The following is a 19,102-nucleotide window of genomic DNA, read 5'->3' as shown; positions in this document are numbered from 1 at the left end:
ACCTCATCACAAGGGCTGCTGGCCGGTTCCGGCGATCTCCACAGCCGGCACACCGAGTTCGTGCGCCAGGAAGGTCCACATCCACGACAGCGCGACGGTGTTCGTGAGCCCCGGGACGCCCTGCGCGATCTGCGTCGCGACACCGTCGCTGTAGGCCGCGAGCTTCAGCGCCACGGTGTCCGGCTCGATCGGTCCGGCGCCGCCCGGGAACGTGCCGGCGTCGGCACCGCGGCGGATCACCCGGACCAGACAGGCCTCCCAGACGCGGATCCGCTCGGCGTACTCGGCGGCCACCTCGGGCCGGCGGGCGACCGCGGTCCAGTAGTCGGACCAGATCCGCCAGTGCTGCCGGACCTGTTCGGTGTCGTCGAACAGGGGCGCGACGAGCATCCGCAGCGCCTCGACGGGGTCGGACTCGGCGTCGACGGCGATGACGATCGCCCCGTAGAAGCGCTCCGTCTCGAGCACGACGACCTCGTTGAGGATCTCCGCCACGCTGCCGAAGTGGTACGTCACGGTGCCGACGGACACTCCGGCCTCGGCGGCGATGTCCCGCAGGCCCGTCGCCCCGACGCCGTTCCGGACGATGACGGCACGGGCGGCCGCGACGATCATCGCGCGCCGGACCGCGGGACGCTGCCGGACGCGCGGCGCCGCACCCGCTGCGGCGTCCGCTGCGGCGCCCGGTGCAGCCCCCGCTGCCCCGGTCACGCCGAGGTCCTCGGGACGTCGTCGGCGAAGGTCTGCTCGGTGACCAGCACCTCGGGGGCGTCGGGGCCGCCGTCACGGGCCCAGGCCCGCACGGTGTTCACGACGTGGAAGGCCTCGGCGTCGGCGGTGACCTCGGAGGACGTCTCGAGCCGTGCCGACCAGTCCGGCTTCTCCAGGCCGATCGCCCAGCGCGACGATGCCACGGCCGAGTTCGGGTCGTCCGACCGGATGCGGTACGTCTCGCGGGCGTCCTCGCTGAAGACGAGCCCGTCGGGGTAGACCCGTCCACCGCCGTACCCGGGGTCGACGTCGAGGGTCCACTCCCCCGTCTCGACGTCGTGCGTGACGGTGCGCTGGGGCAGCTGCTCGGTCGGTGCAACGCGCTCGATCGCGAGCGGCGTCGACCGCTCGGGCTCGTCGAAGCGCACGTCGTCGTCGGTGTCGCGCGTCCAGACGGGCAGGCACACCTCGGACGCCGTCGGGTCGATCGTGACGGTGGCCTCGGTGCCGTGCGGCCAGACCCAGGGCCAGTAGGACGACGACACCGCGATCCGCAGGCGGTGCCCGGCGGCGAACCGGTGACCGGTCGCGACGAGCTGCACCGGCAGCGACGCCGGCTCACCGGGGACCAGCGGGTCGTTCCGGTCCATGCCGTCCCGCTTCGCCGCGTTGAGCACCCCGCGCGTCACGAGGGTCGACGAGCCGTCCGGCGCGACGTCGCACAACCGCACCGTCAGGGTGGCGCGGGGCTGGTCGCTCGTGACCGACAGGGTGACGAGCGCGTTGCCGAGCAGGTCGAACGCCCGGCCGACGGGCAGGTCGAAGCAGACGGAGCGGCCGTCCTCGGCACGCTGGTCGGGTGGCAGGTCGGTCGCGTTGCCGAACGGGAAGAACCGTCCGGCGTCGGCGCCGGTGTGCTGCGGCGACCGGACGACGACCGGCCCGTCCTCGCCGCCGCGGAGCGTCGCGAGCGGCAGCGCACGCCGGTGCGTCGCCGCCGAGGGCCACGCCTCGGCGCCGACCCACCGGCCCCGTCGCGAGGCGTAGTACGTCGCCGGGGCTTCGCCCTCGTTGATCCAGGCGCGGAGTGCGGGGTCCTCCTCCACGCCGGTGTCGATCCCGCGGAGCCAGCGGTCCCACCAGCGCAGCGTCTCCTGCAGGAACCCGATCGACGGTCCGGGTGCGAGACCGCGGTCCGGGTACTGGTGCGACCACGGTCCGACGATGCCCTTGACCGGGGACTGCACGTTCGACACCAGTCGGAGCACGGCGTCGCGGTACGGGTCCGCCCAGCCGCCGACGGCGAGGACCGCTGCGCCGATGTTGTCGTAGTCCTCGGCGGCGCTGCCGTGCCGCCAGTAGTCGTCGCGTTCCTGGTGCGCGAGCCACACCGGCGTCATCGGGCGGTTCGACTCCAGCCGCTCGCGCCACCGGTCGACCCAGTCCGTACCGACGACCTCGGGCCGCGGCGGCCGCGAGTTGAACGCGAACATCGTCGCGCCCCACGCCGCCATGTCGATGCCGAGCACCGCTCCGCCGACGTAGTGCACGTCGTTGTCGTACCGGTCGTCGGTCGAACACACCGTGACGATGGCCTTGAGGGCAGCGGGCGCCCGCGCTGCCAGCTGCAGGGCGTTGAACCCGCCCCACGAGATGCCGAACATGCCGACGGCGCCGGTGGACCACTCCTGCTCGGCGAGCCAGGCGATCACGGCCTCTCCGTCGCGGAGCTCCTGCTCGCTGTACTCGTCGTCGAAGAACCCGTCCGACGAGCCGCTGCCCCGGATGTCGACCCGGACCGAGGCGTACCCGTGCTGGGCGTACCAGGGGTGCCGTTCCGAGTCGCGGGGCGCGGTCCAGTCGTCGAGCCGGTACGGCAGGTACTCGAGCAGCACCGGCACCGGACCGTCGGGCGACGCCGGCGACCAGATCCGGGTGTGCAGTCGGACGCCGTCGGGCATCGGAATCCACTCGTCGCGGACGGTCACGCCGTCCGGCAGCGAGTCCGGCGCGCCGATGGCGGTGAGGGTCGAAGCGTCGGCGGACACCGAGCGATCGCGGCTCATGCGTCCTCCCAGTTCCGGGTCAGGTGTCCGTCGCCGTGGTCGGTCCAGCCCTCGGTGTGCCGCCAGCGCGGCACCCCGTCGCCGACGTCGGGCAGCTCGGTGCTGCCCGGTTCGAGCGTCGCGGCGAGCAGCGTCGACGTGTACGGGTGGTTCGGGCCGGTGAAGACCCGCTCGGTCGGTCCGATCTCGACGATCCGGCCGCCGGTCATCACGGCGACCCGGTCGGCGACGCCGCGGACGACGGCCAGGTCGTGGCTGATGAACAGGCAACTGAGCCCGCGCGAGCGCTGCAGGTCGGCGAGGAGCGCGAGGATCCCGGCCTGCACCTGCACGTCGAGTGCGGTGGTGATCTCGTCGGCGATGACCAGGCGCGGCTCGGCGGCGAGGGCCCGGGCGATGCCGACGCGCTGCCGCTGCCCGCCGGAGAGCTGTGCCGGCAGCCGCTCGGCGAACTCCGGGCCGAGGCCGACCTGGGTGAGCAGCTCGCCGACGCGCTGCCGCGAGGACGTGCCCGTGAACAGCTTGAGCGGTCGCCCGATCGCCGCGCCCACGGTGCGCCGCGGGTTGAGCGACGTGTCGGCGTTCTGGAACACGAGCTGCACCGCACGACGAAGGTCCGGGGACCGTCCGGCGATCGGCTCGCGCAGGTCGCCGCTCACGGTCCCGTCGTCGAACGAGAACGTGCCCGACTCGGCCGGCACCAGGCCGGCGAGGGCGGTCGCGAGCGTCGACTTGCCACTTCCGGACTCCCCCACGACCGCGAGCGTCTCGCGCGGCGCGATCGTGAAGGACACGCCGTCGACGGCGGCCGGCAGGCCGCGTCCGTAGCGGATCACCAGGTCCTCGGCGGTCACCACGGGACGGACGAGCGGTTCTGGGCCCACGCCGCCGGTTCCGGCGCGACGCGCCAGCGGCGGGCCGGCCGTGCCGGTGGGGAGAGGCACGGTTCGGCCGGCCGTGGAGGCGACCGTCGACGAGACGGTCGCCGTCTCGGGCACGCGATCCGTCCCTCCCGGCCGTCGCCCGTCCGGCACCGCGGCCAGCAGGGCACGCGTGTACTCGTGCTGCGGGGCGGCGAAGAGCGCCGCCGTGGCGGCGTGCTCGACGATCTCGCCGTCGCGCATGACGGCGATCTCGTCCGCCATCGCCGACACGACCCCGAGGTCGTGGCTGACGAGCAGGACGGCCATGCCCAGCTGCCGGCCGAGGTCAGCGATCAGGTCGAGGACGGCGGCCTGCGTGACGACGTCGAGCGCGGTCGTGGGCTCGTCGAGCACGAGCACCCGCGGGCGTGCGGCGACGGCCATCGCGATCGCGATGCGCTGCTGCTGCCCGCCGGAGAGCTGGTGCGGGTAGCGGCGGACGATCGCGTCGGGGTCTGGCAGCCGGACCAACCGGACCAGCTCGGCGACGCGCTCGGGGCCGTCGGGTTCGCGGTGGGCGCGCAGAGCCTCGCGGATCTGCTCGCCGACGCGCATCGACGGGGTGAGCGCCTGGCCGGCGTTCTGCGCGACGACGGAGGCGACGCCGCCGCGGAGCTCGCGGCGGCCGGACGGTGACAGCGCGAAGACATCGTCGCCGCCGACGCGGACCGAGCCGCCGACGATCGTCGAGCCCGCCCGGAGGTGCGCGAGCAGGGTCCGGGCGACGGTGGACTTGCCGCTGCCGGACTCCCCGACGAGGCCGAGGGTGCGCCCGGCGGGGATCGCGAAGGATACGCCGCGCACCACGGGGACCAGGCGCTTGCCGGCCGCGTAGGAGATCGCGAGGTCGTCGACGCGGACGATGGGGTCCGTGGCGGTCGCCGTTGCGGCCGGTGCGGTGTCGGTGTGCGTCATGCGCTCACTCCCTTCGTGGCGCGGTCGACGCCGAGCGACTTGCTCAGGCCGTCGGCGGCGAGGTTGAGCCCGATCACCAGGGTCGCCAGGGCGACGATCGGTGCGAGCGTGCCGAGCGGCACCACGGTCAGCGCGGTGCGGTTCTCCTGCACCATCAGCCCCCAGTCGGGCGTCGGTGGGTTGGCGCCGAAGCCGAGGAAGGACAGCGACGCGACGAGCAGCACGATCCACGAGGCCCGCATGGCGTACTCGACGAGCACCACGTCGAGGACGTTCGGCAGGATCTCGCGGAACACGATCGACAGCGCGCGTTCACCGCGGGCCCGGGCGGCCGTCACGTAGTCCTGCGTGATGACGGTGCGGGCGGCACCGCGGACGACGCGGGTCACGGCGGGCGCGTAGACGACGGTGACGGCGAGGACGATCACCCAGAGCCCGGCGTCGAAGACGGTGACCACGACCAGCAGGGCGAGGATCGACGGCACGCTGAGCAGGGCGTCGACGACGCGCATGACGGCCTCGTCGAACCAGTTGTCCGCGTACGCCGTGATGCAACCGAGCACCGTGCCGACCGCGACGGCGATCGTCGTGGCCAGGAAGGTCACGAGCAGGGCGTACCGGCCGCCGTTGAGCGTCCGCGACAGCACGTCGCGGCCGTACTGGTCGGTGCCGAGCCAGTGCGTCCAGGTCGGGCCGGCGAGGACGTCGCCGGCGTTCGTGGCCACCGGGTCGTACCCGGCGATGACCGGTGCGAGCAGGGCGAGCACGACGTGCAGGGCGATGAGGCCGAGGCCGATGCTCAGCGCCGTCGAGCCGCGCAGGGGCGCGAGGGCCCCGGCGAGGACGGCGCGTCCGGGGCGGCGGGTGGCGGTGGCGGTCATGCGGCGGCCTTCCTGGTGCTGCGCGTCGTGCGGGTGCGCGTGCGCGGTCGCCGCTGGCGGGTCCGCAGCTTCGGGTCGAGGGCGAGCGCCACGAGGTCGGCGGCGAGGTTGCAGACGACGTAGATGACGGCGCTCAGGAGCGCGATCGCCTCGATCGTCGGCAGGTCGCGGTTGAAGACCGACTCGAGCATGAGCTTGCCCATGCCGGGGTAGTTGAAGACGTTCTCGACGACGACGACACCGCCGAGCAGCCAGGCGACGTTGAGCGCGACGACGTTGAGCGTCGGCAGCAGCGCGCTCGGCACCGCGTGCTTCCAGACCACGCGGCGCATCGTCAGGCCCTTGAGCTCCGCCGTGGTGACGAACTCGGACGCCATCACGTCGATGGTCGAGGAGCGGGCGGTGCGCACGATGTAGGCGGCCATCGCCAGGGTGAGCACGATGATCGGCAGCCAGATCGTCGGCAGGAGTTCGCCGACCGTGGCGTCGCTCCCCCGCAGCACGACGGCGGGGAAGACCGGCAGGCCGATCGCGAAGAGCAGCACGAGCACGGTCGCGACCATGAACTCGGGCACGCTCATGACGACGAGGCTGACGATCGAGATCACCTTGTCGGACGGGCGACCCCGACGGACCCCGGCGAGGACGCCGAGCGTCAGGGAGACCGTGACGCCGACGAGCATGGCGGGCACGGCGATGAGCATGCTGTTCCGGAAGGCGGTGAACAGCGTCGGCGCGACGGCCTCGCCGCTGACGAGCGAGGTGCCGAAGTCGCCGTGCACCGCACCGCCGAGCCACTGCAGGTAGCGGAGCCAGACGTTCTGGTCGAGACCGAGCGTCTCGCGCAGCTGCTTGACGGCATCGGGGGTGGCGTTCTGCCCGAGCAGCTGCTGGGCGACGTCGCCGGGGAGCGCCTGCACCGCGAGGAACACGAAGAGCGAGGCGAGCACGACCGTGAGCACGGCGATGCCGACCCGGCGGAGGACGGGGACGAGGACGTCCGACGGGGTGTTCTTGGTCGTCATCGGCGCAGTCCGATCCGGAGGTAGTCGAACTCGAAGCCGTACTCCGAGTAGTTCACGACGTCGCGGGACAGCCCCACGAGCCGGTCGCCGAACATCGGGGTCATGTCGGCCCCGTCCTCGACCACGAGCCGCTGGGCGTCCTGGTAGAGCGTCAGCCGCTTGGCGTCGTCCATCTCGGCGCGGGCATCGTCGAGCAGCCCGTCGAAGGTCTCGTTCGACCACGCGCTCTCGTTGTAGGACGAGCCCGTGCGGAAGATCTGGTTGAGGAGCTGGTCGATCGGCCGGCCGGTGAACCAGTAGCTCACCATGAGCGGCTTCTGCATCCAGATCTGCGTGTAGTACGAGTCCGCGCTCGCGTTGCGGACCGTCAGGCGGATGCCCGCGTCGGCGACGGCGTCGCGGTAGGCGACCGCCATCGGCGTGAAGACCGACTCGTAGCTCGACGTGTAGATCGAGGTCCGGAACCCCTCGTGACCGGCCTGCTTGAGCAGTGCCTTCGCCTTGTCCGGGTCGTACTCGCGGTGGTCGTCGACGAACGCGGCGAGCTGCGGCGGGACGGGGTTGTCCCACCCGGGCGAGCCGGTGCCCTGCAGGGCGGTGTCGACGATCTGCTGCGGGTCGTAGGCGAGCTTCATCGCCTGGCGGACCCGCGGGTCGCTGAACTCGTCGCTCGTGGCGAGCATCGGGATCGTGTACCACTGGGCGTTCTTCGACCGGGCGACGGTGGCGCGGTCGGAGGCGGACACCACCCGAGCGGTCGCGAAGTCCAGGTTCGTCTGCGAGATCAGGTCGATCTGGCCGGCGAGCAGCGCGTTCACCCGGGCGGTGGTGTCCTGGATCGAGTAGAAGTCGATGCCGTCCAGCGCGGGACGCCCGGCGAAGTGGTCGTCGAACGCCTCGACACTGCCGGCACCGGCGGGGGTGAACGCGGAGAGCCGGAACGGGCCCGTCCCGATCCCGGTGCGGCCGATGTCGGCGATCGCGGCCGCCGGCACGATGTAGCACTGGTACGCGGTGAGCAGCGACGGGAACTCGGCGTTCGGCTTGGTCAGCGAGAACCGCAGCGTGTACGGGTCGGTCGCACGCATCGAGTCGGCGTCCATCACCTCGCCGAGGACCCCGGCCTGCGGGCTGCCGGTCTTCTCGTCGAGGATGTGCCGGATGCTCGCGATGGCGTCGTCAGCGGTGAAGCGGCTGCCGTCGTGGAAGGTGACGCCACGGCGGAGCGAGAACGTCCACTCGGTGCCGTCGGCGTTCGCGGACCACTCCTCGGCGAGGTCGGGCACGGTGGTGCCTTGCTCGTCGAGCTTGACGAGCCGGTTGTAGAGCGCGCCGAGGTACTCGTACGCCGACAGGGAGCTGGCGGAGTCGAGGGTCTCGGCGGCCGAGGCGGCTGGGCGCGCGATGCGCAAGCGACCGCCGCGTCGGGCGACGCCGGTGGCCGCCGCCTCGGGGATGGTGGGCGTGCCGGCGTTCGCGCCGGAGCTGCACCCCGTCAGGGTGAGCAGGCCGAGGCCGGCCAGACCGGCGGCGCCGGTGAGGAGCGCTCGGCGGCTCGGGCCGCGGGCGTTCCGGGGTTCGGGGACGATGGGCTGCATTCGGGGTGGCCCCTCCTGTAATCGTTCCGGTGAACGATAGAGGGAGACCGGCGATCCCCCAACTCCTGCTCCTCGTCCGTCCGAGTGTTTACGAACTCGTTACACGGGCGCCGCCGGCACGGAGCATGATCGGACCATCCCGTCCGAGGAGGATCATGGCGACGTTCACCAGGGGGTTCGGTGGCCGTCGGGCCGACCGCGACGACACCCGCATCCCGCCCGGCCAGACCCTGGTGCGCGACTGGCCCGTCCTGTCGGCCGGTGCCACGCCCGACGTCGATCCGGCGTCGTGGGTCTTCTCGATCCGCGCCGAGAACGGTCTGCACACCTGGACGTGGGACGAGGTGCACGCGCTCGGCGTCGAGGACGTCACCGTCGACATCCACTGCGTCACCCACTGGACCAAGCTCGACATGCCGTGGCGCGGCGTCCCCCTCGACCGCCTGTTCGAGGACGTCGAGACGTCGCTCGACTACTGCATGGTGCACAGCACCGGCGGGTACACGACGAACGTGCCGCTCGACGAGCTGCTGGACGGCAAGGCGTGGATCGCGTTCGAGGCCGACGGCGAACCGCTCGAGCCCGAACACGGCCGTCCGGCGCGCCTGCTGGTGCCGCACCTGTACTTCTGGAAGAGCGCGAAGTGGGTGAGCGGGATCGTCATGCAGGCGGACGACGAACCGGGCTTCTGGGAGAACGCGGGCTACAACCTGCACGGCGACCCGTGGAAGGAAGAGCGGTACTGGTGACGGTTCCCGACACCGACGTGCCCGCCGACGTGTCCACCGCCCCGTCCACCGACCTGGAGGCCCGGATCGCGCCCGCCGGTCGGCCCGCGCCCCGCAGGCGGCCGGCCTGGCACCCCGCGACGGTCGCCTCGGTGGAGCGCGAGACCCCGAACGCCCGTCGGGTCGTCCTGGACGTCCCGACGTGGCCGGGGAACGACCCGGGCCAGCACCTGGACCTGCGGCTCACGGCCGAGGACGGCTACCAGGCATCCCGCTCGTACTCGATCGCCTCGGCGGGTGACCGGCCCGACGTCGTGCTCGCCGTCGACCGCGTCGAGGGTGGCGAGGTGTCCCCGTTCCTGGTCGACGCGGTCGAGGTCGGCGACGTGCTCGAGGTGCACGGGCCGCTCGGCGGCTGGTTCGTGTGGCGCCCCGGCGCGTCCGACCGTCCGGTGCAGCTGATCGCCGGCGGCTCGGGGATCGTGCCGCTCGTCGCCATGGTCACCGCGCACGCCGAGGCCGGGGACCCCGCACCGTTCCGGTTGCTCGTCGCCGTCCGGACCCCCGACGACGTCTTCTTCCGCGCCGAACTCGACCGGGCCGTCGCTTCCGACGCTCCGCTCGAGGTGACCACCGTGTACAGCCGGACCGCTCCACCCGGGTCCGCCGTGCCCGCGGGACGGCTGACCCGCGGTGCGCTCGCCGCCGCGGTCTTCCCACCCGACGCCGGGGCGCTCGTCTACGTGTGCGGCTCGACGCCCTTCGTCGAGCAGGTGCTCCGCTGGCTCGCCGACCTCGGACACGACACCACCGACGTCCGTGCCGAACGGTTCGGGGGCAGCTGATGACGGTCGTCGACGGCAACGCCCTCGCAGGGGTCCTGTCCGAGGTGCTCGGTCCGGAGCCGACCGTGACGGTGCTCTGCTGCGCGGGGTGCGGGTCCCGCGGATCGGTCGCGCGCACCGCCGTGTACTGCTCGGCGATGGGCTCCGTCGCCCGGTGCCGGACGTGTGCCACCGTACTCGTCACGGTGGTCGAGGCCGGATCCGCGCGCTGGATCAGCCTCCCCGGCACCCGTGCCGCGCTGATCCCATTACCCGAGGATCGCGGCTAGCGCAATCGCCGACCGCATGTCGTGCGGAGTTCTTGCGGCTTTCCGCATGCCTCGAACTGGGGTCCAATCCGACCGCGACGATGCTCCGGATGACTCTTCGGGACATCGCTGGGCCACCCACCCGGCGTCTCCGCTCGGGGCAGTGCGGCCTCTGCGTCCGGTGGGCGCGGGTACCCGAAGCCTGCGCCCCCGGATGCGCCCGCTCACGGCGCCCGGGAACGACAGAACCCCCGGTGCTGCTCTGTGAGCAACCCCGGGGGTTCTGTTCCGTCCGAGCGGATGACGAGATTCGAACTCGCGACCCTCACCTTGGCAAGGTGATGCGCTACCACTGCGCCACATCCGCATTCGCACGCCGTGTGGGCCGTGCGGAGTCGACTGTACCCGATCCCGGGCCCACGGACGTGTTCTGCGGCAGATCCGGGCGTGTCCGGTGTCGCGAGGCGCGGCCCGGCGCGGCCCGACGCGGTCGTCAGGCGCGGTCATCAGGCACGGTCATCAGGCACGGAGGAGTTCGATCGGAGCATGAGCTACGTGCACGACAACCCGGGCGGGACCGAGGCCCACGGCGTCGACCTGATCGACGGTGACACCCCCGCCATCCGCATCCTGGTGCACGGCGACCTGCCGACCACGATCGAGCACGAGGGGCGGACCTGGCTCGCCACCGGCGATGCGCACGACGACGGTGACGACCAGGCGCCCCCGATCGCGATATACCGCCCGGTCTGAGGCGCGCTCGGCGACCGGCCTGGCGCTCGATTGCGGTCAGTGCCCGCGGACGTCGCCCGTCAGGATCGCGTGCTCGGCGCCGGCCGACAGTTCGTCGTGCAGCGCGTCCGCGAAGAACTCCCCGGCGCCGAGGCTGACCAGGTGGGTGAGCGCACCGGTGACGTCCGCCAGGGCGGGGTTCCACTCGTCGTGGAGGGACGCCCGGACGTGCCCGGACTCGTGCACGACGACGACCCCGATGTGGTCGTGGGCATCGCCGACCTCGAGCACGGCGTCGTACACGACGGGTTCGGTGTCCTCGCCGAGGGGTTCCAGGTGCACCTCGCCGATCCCGGGCCACTCGGTGCGGAACACGGGCAGGTCCGGTGCGTGCAGGTGCGGGGCGCGCTCGTCGGTGACGGACTCGATCTCCCCCGACGTCAGGTACTCGTCGACGACCTCGTGGATCCGGTCGTGCAGTCCGGGCTCGTACTGCCACCAGCGCTGGTGCACCGCCCGGAGCCAGTCCTGCGTCGCGGCGTCGGCCGAGGCCGAGGTCCCGACCAGCTGCGGTGCCGTGCCCGGCGAACCGACGACCTCGAGCTGCTCGTCGTGCGTCTCGACGGTGATGGACCCGGTGGCCTCGTCGGGGTGCACGCCGTGGACGTCCTCGGGGGCGGCGGCCCAGATGCTCGCCGGCAGCTTCGGCGGCAGGGCGAACGCCACCGCGATCGCCGGACGTGCCAACGCCTCGTCGAGCGCGTCGCCGAGGTGCACCTCGTCCGAGCGGGAGCCCATGACGATGCCGCCCGTCGGGGGCACGGCGGCCAACCGCTCGAGGTCCTCGTGGTCTGCGTTCATCGACGCGAGCACGGGGGTGTCCGCCCACTGGACGAACTCGCCGGCCGCACGGTCCTGGTCCTCGAACGGCACGTTCCACACCGAGGGGTCCGCGAGCACCCACGACGCCGAACGACCGGCGGGGCCACGGCGCACGGCGTCGAGCACGGCGGGGACGAGCCCGGGCAGCCCGCGGTACGCCGGACGGACGGTGAGCCGGTCCAGCGCGAGCAGGTCCGGCTTGCCGAGCATCTCGGCGGCGTGCGTCTGCAGCGACAGGAAGGTCTCGCCGGTGGCGTCCGGCACCACGATCGCCGCGGCGAAGTCCCCGTCGACGTCGGACACCTGGTAGCCGAGCACCAGTGCCTCGACCGACTCCGGTGACCGGCTCGTGTACGCGGAGACCTCGGCGACCGACACCGCTTCGGCCTCGTCGTCGGTGATGGGCACCCGGACGTCGATCACCCACCGGTCGACGTCCTGGCCGGGGTAGGCGTCGCCGTCCTCGTCCGAGATCGTGATGTGCACGAGCCGCAGGGAACCGTCCCACGCGTCGTGGACGTGCTGGGCGATGGCGGCTTCAGGGTCGTCGGTCACGGACGCCACCGTATCGGTGGCGGACCGGTGACGTGGTCAACCGTGCTGCGCGACCATCGCGTCGACGCTCCGCATCGCGGTCGCCAGGATGGTGAGCACCGGGTTGACCCCGCCGTTCGTGACGTGCACCGAGCCGTCGGTCACGCGGAGGTTGTCGTGGCCCCACACCCGGCCGAACGGGTCGACGACCGACGTCGCCGGGTCCGTCCCCGTCCGGAGCGTGCCGGCCTGGTGCTGGCCTCCGCTCGTGCCCCGGACCGGACCGTGCAGCTCCGCCACGCGCGTGGCGCCCGCCGCGCGCAACCAGTCGCCGCTCCGGGCGCTGGTGTGGTCGCGAGCACGGACGTCCTCGGGGTGGACCCCACCGCTGAACGACGCCACCGGGATGCCGTACCGGTCCGTCACGGCGGGGTCGACCCGGACGCGCGCGTCGGCCGAGGTGACCTCCTGGATCGGCCCCATGACCCGCATGCTGCGCCGCGCCAGGTCCCGCATCGCGTGCTTCCCGTCGAGCCCGGAGCGCGGCGCGAGCCCCGTGCCGACGAGGTACTGGTACGTGTTCGACGGCGTCGCGATGAACTCGTTCGCCAGGATCCCGCCACCGATCTGCCCGGGCACGCCGTGCCGGTAGTCGGTGGTGGCGATCGACGGCCCCGGTCCGAGACCGTCGTCCACCACGTCGTCGAAGACCCCCATCGCGCCGCCGTAGACGTGGCCCTGCAGGTGCCGGCCGACCTGGTCCGCACCGTTGCCGATGCCGTCGGGCTCCTGGTCGCTCCGGCTGTTCAGCAGGAGCCGTGCCGACTCCACCGCCCCGGCCGCGACGACGACCTCGGCGGCGTCGACCTCGGCCCGCCAGTCGCGGCCGTCCGCGGTGCCGACGATCGTGACGCCGATCACACGGCCGGCACCGTCCGTGCGGAGCCGGGCGACCCGTGACTCGAGCACGATCGACGCGTTGCCGGTGGCGAACGCGCGGGTCAGCATGGTGTTCTGGCTGCCGTTCTTGGCGTCGACCGGGCACGCGAAGCCGACGCACATGCCGCACTGTTCGCACGCGCGGCGGCCCAGGTACGGCGTCGAGTTGATCAGGAGCGGGACGTGCACCGTCGAGATGCCCAGGGCGTCCGCGGCTCCGGCGAGCCGGTCCCGCGCTGCCCCCGACGGCAGCGGTGGCATCGGTCGCGCGCGCGAGCGCTCCCCGGACCACGGTCCGTCGACGTCACCGCCGCTGACCCCGATCTCCCACTCGGCGCGCTCGTACCAGGGCTCGAGCTCGTCGTACCCGAACGGCCAGTCGGCCAGGGCGCTGCCGTCCGGCACGCCGTACGTCGACGCCATCGCGAAGTCCCGCGGCCCGAACCGCCAGGCCTGCGCGCCGTAGACCCGTGTGCCGCCGCCGGCCGTGACGGCGTTGTTGTGCCACCCCGGCGACGAGGGCCGGAGCACCAGGAGCTCGTGACCGTCCGCCACCGTCCGCGGGTTGCCGACGTCGGACGGCCCCGACCGCGGTGCGACGCCCCAGCTCGACCGCGGGTTCCGGATGTGGTCACGGCTGAGTTCCGCGGTGCCGGGCCACCCACCGGCCTCGACCACGAGCACGCGCCGACCGGACTCGGCGAGCCCGCACGCCGCGACGCCCCCGCCGGCGCCCGACCCGACGACGTCCGCGTCGTACCGGTCCGCCAGCTGCGACGGGTGCACGACCGTGGGCGCTGCGGTCGGTACCGGTACCGGCACGCTCCAGCCGTCCGGCGGACCGGGCTGCCACCCCACCATGTCCCAGGACCGCTCCCCCGCGTTCCCGCCGTTCCCCGCGTCGGCGTAGTAGCCGGCTGCGACGAGCTCGGCGAACCAGGTCCAGTCGGGATCGTCCTCGTCCTGGGCCTCGTCGACGCCCTCGTGGTCGTCCGCGTGCGCGACGACGGCTCGGAGCCGGTCCAGCCAGTCCGGCCGGTCGACCAGGATCCCGGCCAGGAAGTCGAGCGCGCCGGCCTCGGACGCCGACGGGTACTCGTCCGCCGGTACCACCCGGTCGACCAGGGAGCGGAGCCGTTCGTCGTGCGCGCGGAGGAACTCCTGCACCGCGGTGGCCGCGTGGTCCGTCATCGGTCCTGCCTCTCGAGCAGCGCCGGTGCCGCCCCACGAGCACCGTAACGGACACGGCAGGGTCCGAGGCCGGGGCTCAGCCGCCGATGCCCTCCAGGTCGAGCAGGTCGTCGTCGCTCAGCACGACGGAGGCGCCCTCGACGTTCTCGCGCAGGTGCGCCCGCGACGACGTGCCCGGGATGAGCAGGATGTTCGGGGACCGGCGCAGCAGCCATGCCAGGGCGACGGACATCGGCGTCGACCCGAGCCGTGTCGCCACGGTCGAGAGCACCTCGGACTGCAGCGGTGCGAAGCCACCGAGCGGGAAGAACGGCACGTAGGCGACTCCCTCGGCCGCGAGCCGGTCGATGAGCGGGTCGTCCTGCCGGTTGGCCAGGTTGTACATGTTCTGCACCGACACGATCGGTGCGATCCCCTGCGCTTCCGCCACTTGGTCCGTCGTCGCGTTGCTCACCCCGAGGTGCCGGATGACCCCCTGTCGCTGCAGGTCGACCAGCGTCTCGAAGGCCGGGGCGATCGGCCCCGCGACCGGACCGTTCGCATCGCCCAACCGCAGGTTGACCAGGTCCAGCACATCGACGCCGAGCGTCTCGAGGTTGTCGTCGACCTGCGCACGCAGTTGGTCGGGTTCCCGAGCAGTCGGCCAACCGCCTCGGGCGTCGCGCCGCGCGCCGACCTTCGTCGCGATGACGAGGTCGTCGGCGTACGGGTGCAGCGCCTCGTGCAGCAGCTCGTTGACCACACGCGGGCCGTACGTCTCGGCGGTGTCGATGTGCGAGATGCCGCCGGCGACGGCGTCCCGGAGCACGGCGACGGCCTCGTCGTGGTCCTTCGGCGGCCCGACGACCCACGGACCGGTGAGCTGCATCGCGCCGTAGCCGAAGCGTGCGACCGGCCGGTCGCCGAGGGTCCAGGTGCCGCCCGGCAGGCGAGGGGTGGTGGTGGTCATCGGATCTCCTTCGAGGACTTGTGGAGCGGTTGCTCGTGTTCCACTCTTGACGAACTGCTTCCCGTTCGGAAGGAGTTACCCAGAAGTGCGTTGCTACCCGAGGAGCCCTGTGCCGACCACGACCGCCGCCGAGCAACGAGCTGACGCCAAGGCGCAGTACAACGCCTACCTGGCAGCCTGCCCGAGCCAGCAGCTGCTCGCACGGGTCTCCGGCAAGTGGGTGACGCTCGTGCTGTCGGCACTCGGGAGCGGCCCGGACTGCGACGGCGACCCGAGGCCGATGCGGTACTCCGAACTCGGTCGCGTCCTGGCGGGCGTGAGTCCGAAGATGCTGTCGCAGACGCTGAAGTCGCTCGAACGCGACGGCCTCGTCGTCCGCACGGCGACGGCGACGGTACCCGTGACGGTGACGTACGAGCTCACGGATCTGGGGCTCTCGCTGCACGGCACCGTGCGGCAGCTCAAGCGCTGGTCGGAAGCCCACCGCGACGAGGTGGCCGCGCACCAGGAGCGCTACGACGTCACCGGCTAGCCTCCGGCGCGCTTGCACCGGACGTCCGGCGGGACGTATGGTCTTCGCAGAGGGCAAAACGCCTCGTCGCTCCGTCGGCCAGGCACCCACACGCGGTCTCGGACGAGTCGCCACTTCTTCATCGAAGGAGTGCACGTGTCCACCCGTTCCCCCGCCCGGCTCCGTGACGCCGGGATCGCCCTCGCCGGCCTGTCCGCCGTCTTCCTGTTCGAGATGCTCGACAACTCGGTGCTGAACGTCGCCCTGCCCACCATCGGCCGTGAGCTCCACGCGTCGACGCCCGGCCTGCAGTGGGTCACCGGCGCCTACTCGGTCGTGTTCGGCGCCCTCATGCTCCTGTTCGGTGCGGTCGCCGACCGGTTCGGCCGACGCCGGGTGATGCTCGTCGGCCTGGTGCTGCTCGCGCTCACCGCGCTGGCGACCACGCTCGTCACCACGACCGGCGAACTCATCGCGGTCCGCGCGCTCATGGGGCTCGCAGCGGCCATGACGACGCCCGGGTCGATGGCCCTGGCCTTCCGGCTCTTCGACTCCGACGCCCTGCGGGTCCGGGCGCTGACGGTCATCTCCACCGCGGGCCTGGTCGGGCTCGCGGTCGGTCCGACGGCGGGCGGCTTCGCCCTCGCGGTGGCGCCGTGGCAGGCCCTGCTCCTGGTGAACGTCCCGATCGCGGCGCTCGCGTTCATCGGCATCCGAGCCGGCGTGCCCGCTGACCGACCGGAGGACCTGCACCCCGACCGGATCGACGTGACCGGCGCGCTGTTCGGGACCACGGCCCTGGTCGGTGCACTCGGGACGCCCACCCTCTTCGCCGAGGCGGGCAGCGCCTCCTGGCCGGGGTGGACCGGGGTCGTCGTGACGGTCGCGGCGGTGGCGGCCTTCGTGCAGCGGGAGCGCACCGCGGCACAGCCGCTGCTCGACCTGCGCCTGCTCGCCCGTCCGCTCGTCGCGAGCGGTCTGGCGTACAAGGCGGCCTCCGGACTGGCCGTTTCCGGCCTGTCCTACCTGGTGACACTGCAGCTGCAGTTCGCCTGGGGGTGGTCGCCGGCGCTGGCCGCGATCGGGACCCTGCCGCAGGTGGTGGTGCTCCTGGCGTCCGGGCGATTCGTCGGCCCGTTCGTGCAGCGGGTGGGCCTCGGCCGCGCGGCATGGCTGAGCGCCGGCGCCGTCGTCGCAGGACTCGCGCTCTTCACGGTCGGCGGCCGTGCCGGGTACGGCTGGGTCGCCGCGGCGCTCGTCCTCGTCGCCGCGGGGATGCGGGTCGTCGGGGTCGTCGCGGGCAACAACGTGCTCCAGGGCCTGCCGTCGAACCGGACGTCGGTCGGTGCGGCGCTCGTCGACACCGCGAGCGAGCTCGCGACCGCGGTGGGCATCGCGGCGACCGGGACGGTGCTGGCGCTGCTCGTGCCGGGCAGCATCGCGACGACGTCCTGGAGCGTCGATCGGCTGGCCGCGTTCGAAGGCGGGATCACCGTCGCGGGCGTCGTCCTGACGGTCGTCGCCGCCGTGCTCGTCGCCGTCGGCATGGCCCGCGCGACGACCCGCGCGGGCACGCCGGTGGCCGAACCGGCTCAGACGGCGCTGTAGCCGCCGTCCGCCACGAGCACGGATCCGGTGATGAACGACGCCGCGTCGCTCGCCAGGAACACGACGCTCGGCGCGATCTCCTCGGGCAGGGCGAAGCGCTGCTGCGGTGCGTCCTCGATCCAGTACCGCCGGAACTCCGGGGAGTCCACCGGCGCCATCTCGGTCTTCACGTACCCGGGGGCGACGGCGTTCACGCGGATCCCGTACTTCGCCCACTCGACCGCGAGCGACTTCGTCAGGTGGTGCACGGCGGCCTTCGACGCGTTGTACGCCGGCTGCCACTGCGGCCGGTTCACGATGAGGCCAGACATGCTGCCGATGTTCACGATCGAGCCCGAACCGGCGTCACGCATGTGCGCGCCGACCGCCGTCGACGTCTTCCACAGTGCGCGGACGTTGAGGTCGAACACGTCGTCCCACTCGCTGTCGGGGACGTCGAAGGCGTCCCGGTGGTGGCACGTGCCGGCGTTGTTGACGAGCACGTCGAGGCGGCCGAGGGCCGCCATCGCCTCCTCGGTCATGCGCGCCACCTGCTCGCCGTCGGTGATGTCCGCCGTGATGGTGACGAAGTTGTGGCCGGCATCCGCGGCCTCGGCGGCGACCCGGGTGTTGCGCTCCGCGGAGCGCCCGACGATCGCGACGCGGGTGCCGGCCTCGGCGAGGCCGAAGGCGAAGGCCCGGCCGAGTCCCTGGTTGCCGCCGGTGACGAGGGCGGTCCGGCCGGTGAGGTCGAAGGGTGAGGTCATGGTGCGGGCGCCTTCCTGAGCGGGGTCGGCGCGGTGCACCGCGTCGACGAGGTACCGCCCTGCGTACACGACCCGGCCGGGAGGCGCGGCGTGCGTCCGCCCCGCACCGCGCCTCCCGCGCTGGTCACGTCCACCGCCTCTGGTCGCTCAGTGCGTGTCGGTCACGCCGCCGCCGACGAACGTCGAGCCGACCGTGGCGTCGGTGAGGGTGCAGTTGTAGATCGCCCACGGGTCGGTGTGGCCGTCCGTGAACAGCTTGATCGGGTACACGAGCAGGTACTTGCCGTCGCTGGTGTACCCGGACGGCTCCGCGGTGAACTCCAGGACGACCGCGGCGTCGTCGGCGCCCTTGTTGCACTCGTCGTAGATGTGCTGGGCGAGCGCCGAGACCGTGGGCGTCGCGGTGGCGGTCGGGGCCGGGGACGGTGCGGTGGCGGTCGGGGAGGGCGCAGTCGTCTCGGTCGGCGTCGGGCTCGTCGACGTGCTGGTCCCGACGCGGTCCGGCGTGGAGGTCGCCGGGCCGGCTTGCGATGCTGCGGCACAGCCGGTGAGTGCGACGACGAGTGCGGTGGCCGCCGCAGCGGCGACGAGGGGACGGACGTGGGTCTGCATGGTGCTGACTCCTTCGAGCGATCGGATCGGTGCTTCTCCTGAGAGATGTCCCGAACCCGCTCGATCCTGACAGCGTCCACCGATCCGGCTATCGGGACGGCTCTTCGCCACCGTCGTGGCCGGGATGAACGATGGGTTCGCGAGGTTCAGCTCACGCTGAACGCCCAACCCCGTCTGAGCGGGATCCTCCCGTGTTCCTCGCGCTGGGAGCTATCGCGCTCGTCCTTGTCGGCGTCGGATCACTTGCAGCCGGGTTCGGAGCCGGGTGGGGCTTCTTCCTCCTGGCGCTCGATGCGCTACTCCTCGTCGGGTTCACGGCGTGGCTTGCACGGCGCCCTTTCCCAACGGACTGACGCGGACGGACTGTGTCCCTCTCCGCCGCCGCGCGGTAGTCGATTCATCATCGGCGCGGGACCGCCTCTACTTGTTGAGATCGGTTCGATGCGCGCACTGGGCCG

The 19,102-nt window shown here is 72.5% G+C and carries 17 protein-coding genes and 1 tRNA gene; 6 read left to right on the top strand and 12 right to left on the bottom strand.

The annotated features are described in order from the left end of the window. Positions 1-6: 6 nt before the first annotated feature. The 6 genes from EDF48_RS11335 to EDF48_RS11310 are packed head-to-tail and all read right to left on the bottom strand — an operon-like array spanning position 7 to position 8,119. On the bottom strand, positions 7-711 hold the full coding sequence (locus tag EDF48_RS11335) for a TetR family transcriptional regulator C-terminal domain-containing protein (RefSeq protein ID WP_243648780.1): 705 nt from the start codon (positions 709-711) through the stop codon (positions 7-9). Further along, positions 708-2,777 (bottom strand): CocE/NonD family hydrolase, encoded by a 2,070-nt coding sequence (locus EDF48_RS11330; protein WP_131880045.1) that lies wholly within the window; start codon positions 2,775-2,777, stop codon positions 708-710. Before EDF48_RS11330 ends, EDF48_RS11335 begins: the two co-directional genes overlap by 4 nt. After that, the gene (locus tag EDF48_RS11325) at positions 2,774-4,615 is read right to left on the bottom strand and encodes an ABC transporter ATP-binding protein (RefSeq protein ID WP_131880043.1); all 1,842 of its coding nucleotides are present in this window, start codon (positions 4,613-4,615) and stop codon (positions 2,774-2,776) included. The genes EDF48_RS11330 and EDF48_RS11325 overlap by 4 nt, the downstream gene beginning before the upstream one ends. Next, positions 4,612-5,496: an ABC transporter permease gene (locus EDF48_RS11320; protein ID WP_123292790.1), complete on the bottom strand. Its 885-nt coding sequence runs from the start codon at positions 5,494-5,496 to the stop codon at positions 4,612-4,614. Before EDF48_RS11320 ends, EDF48_RS11325 begins: the two co-directional genes overlap by 4 nt. Further along, positions 5,493-6,521, bottom strand: coding sequence for an ABC transporter permease (locus EDF48_RS11315; RefSeq protein ID WP_131880041.1), 1,029 nt, complete (start codon positions 6,519-6,521; stop codon positions 5,493-5,495). Before EDF48_RS11315 ends, EDF48_RS11320 begins: the two co-directional genes overlap by 4 nt. Then, positions 6,518-8,119: an ABC transporter substrate-binding protein gene (locus tag EDF48_RS11310; RefSeq protein ID WP_131880039.1), complete on the bottom strand. Its 1,602-nt coding sequence runs from the start codon at positions 8,117-8,119 to the stop codon at positions 6,518-6,520. Before EDF48_RS11310 ends, EDF48_RS11315 begins: the two co-directional genes overlap by 4 nt. Before the next feature lie 155 nt (positions 8,120-8,274). Here EDF48_RS11310 and EDF48_RS11305 point away from each other — a divergent pair, with 155 nt between their 5' ends. Genes EDF48_RS11305 through EDF48_RS11295 form a run of 3 tightly spaced genes read left to right on the top strand, consistent with a single transcriptional unit; the run spans position 8,275 to position 9,961 of the window. Beyond that, positions 8,275-8,868 carry a molybdopterin-dependent oxidoreductase gene (locus EDF48_RS11305; RefSeq protein WP_131880037.1) on the top strand — a complete coding sequence of 198 codons (594 nt, stop codon included), beginning with the start codon at positions 8,275-8,277 and terminating at the stop codon, positions 8,866-8,868. Further along, complete coding sequence (locus tag EDF48_RS11300; RefSeq protein WP_243698091.1) at positions 8,865-9,692, top strand: ferredoxin reductase; 828 nt, start codon at positions 8,865-8,867, stop codon at positions 9,690-9,692. The genes EDF48_RS11305 and EDF48_RS11300 overlap by 4 nt, the downstream gene beginning before the upstream one ends. Then, positions 9,692-9,961 (top strand): DUF6510 family protein, encoded by a 270-nt coding sequence (locus EDF48_RS11295; protein WP_131880035.1) that lies wholly within the window; start codon positions 9,692-9,694, stop codon positions 9,959-9,961. The genes EDF48_RS11300 and EDF48_RS11295 overlap by 1 nt, the downstream gene beginning before the upstream one ends. A gap of 274 nt (positions 9,962-10,235) precedes the next feature. Here the strand turns inward: EDF48_RS11295 and EDF48_RS11290 are convergent. Next, positions 10,236-10,307 (bottom strand) — tRNA-Gly (locus tag EDF48_RS11290). 179 nt (positions 10,308-10,486) lie between these two features. Here EDF48_RS11290 and EDF48_RS11285 point away from each other — a divergent pair. Continuing rightward, positions 10,487-10,693 carry a hypothetical protein gene (locus tag EDF48_RS11285; RefSeq protein WP_111084081.1) on the top strand — a complete coding sequence of 69 codons (207 nt, stop codon included), beginning with the start codon at positions 10,487-10,489 and terminating at the stop codon, positions 10,691-10,693. 36 nt (positions 10,694-10,729) lie between these two features. Here the strand turns inward: EDF48_RS11285 and EDF48_RS11280 are convergent, their stop codons facing one another. The 3 genes from EDF48_RS11280 to EDF48_RS11270 all read right to left on the bottom strand — a co-directional run bounded on the left by EDF48_RS11280 (position 10,730) and on the right by EDF48_RS11270 (position 15,167). Next, positions 10,730-12,109, bottom strand: coding sequence for a hypothetical protein (locus EDF48_RS11280; protein ID WP_131880033.1), 1,380 nt, complete (start codon positions 12,107-12,109; stop codon positions 10,730-10,732). A gap of 36 nt (positions 12,110-12,145) precedes the next feature. Beyond that, positions 12,146-14,218 carry a GMC oxidoreductase gene (locus EDF48_RS11275; protein WP_131880031.1) on the bottom strand — a complete coding sequence of 691 codons (2,073 nt, stop codon included), beginning with the start codon at positions 14,216-14,218 and terminating at the stop codon, positions 12,146-12,148. A 76-nt stretch (positions 14,219-14,294) separates the two neighbouring features. After that, entirely contained in the window at positions 14,295-15,167 is an 873-nt protein-coding gene (locus EDF48_RS11270) for an oxidoreductase (RefSeq protein ID WP_131880029.1), read from the bottom strand. Positions 15,168-15,276: 109 nt separating this feature from the next. Between EDF48_RS11270 and EDF48_RS11265 the strand changes: the two genes are divergently transcribed. Both EDF48_RS11265 and EDF48_RS11260 read left to right on the top strand, forming a co-directional pair. Then, on the top strand, positions 15,277-15,699 hold the full coding sequence (locus EDF48_RS11265) for a helix-turn-helix domain-containing protein (protein ID WP_123938059.1): 423 nt from the start codon (positions 15,277-15,279) through the stop codon (positions 15,697-15,699). Between the two features lie 135 nt (positions 15,700-15,834). Continuing rightward, positions 15,835-17,286 (top strand): MFS transporter, encoded by a 1,452-nt coding sequence (locus EDF48_RS11260; RefSeq protein ID WP_279388185.1) that lies wholly within the window; start codon positions 15,835-15,837, stop codon positions 17,284-17,286. On the opposite strand, the gene EDF48_RS11255 is transcribed toward EDF48_RS11260, so the two are convergent. Next, positions 17,271-18,032, bottom strand: coding sequence for a glucose 1-dehydrogenase (locus EDF48_RS11255; RefSeq protein WP_131880027.1), 762 nt, complete (start codon positions 18,030-18,032; stop codon positions 17,271-17,273). The two genes, EDF48_RS11260 and EDF48_RS11255, sit on opposite strands and share 16 nt — an antisense overlap. A 147-nt stretch (positions 18,033-18,179) precedes the next feature. Further along, positions 18,180-18,644, bottom strand: coding sequence for a hypothetical protein (locus EDF48_RS19120; RefSeq protein ID WP_131920234.1), 465 nt, complete (start codon positions 18,642-18,644; stop codon positions 18,180-18,182). Positions 18,645-19,102 lie beyond the last annotated feature (458 nt).

This window comes from Curtobacterium sp. PhB191 (genome assembly GCF_004346515.1).
In the GTDB taxonomy this organism is placed as follows: domain Bacteria; phylum Actinomycetota; class Actinomycetes; order Actinomycetales; family Microbacteriaceae; genus Curtobacterium.
Note: the sequence above shows the minus strand (reverse complement) of the source record. Positions and strands in the feature narration are given on the sequence as shown.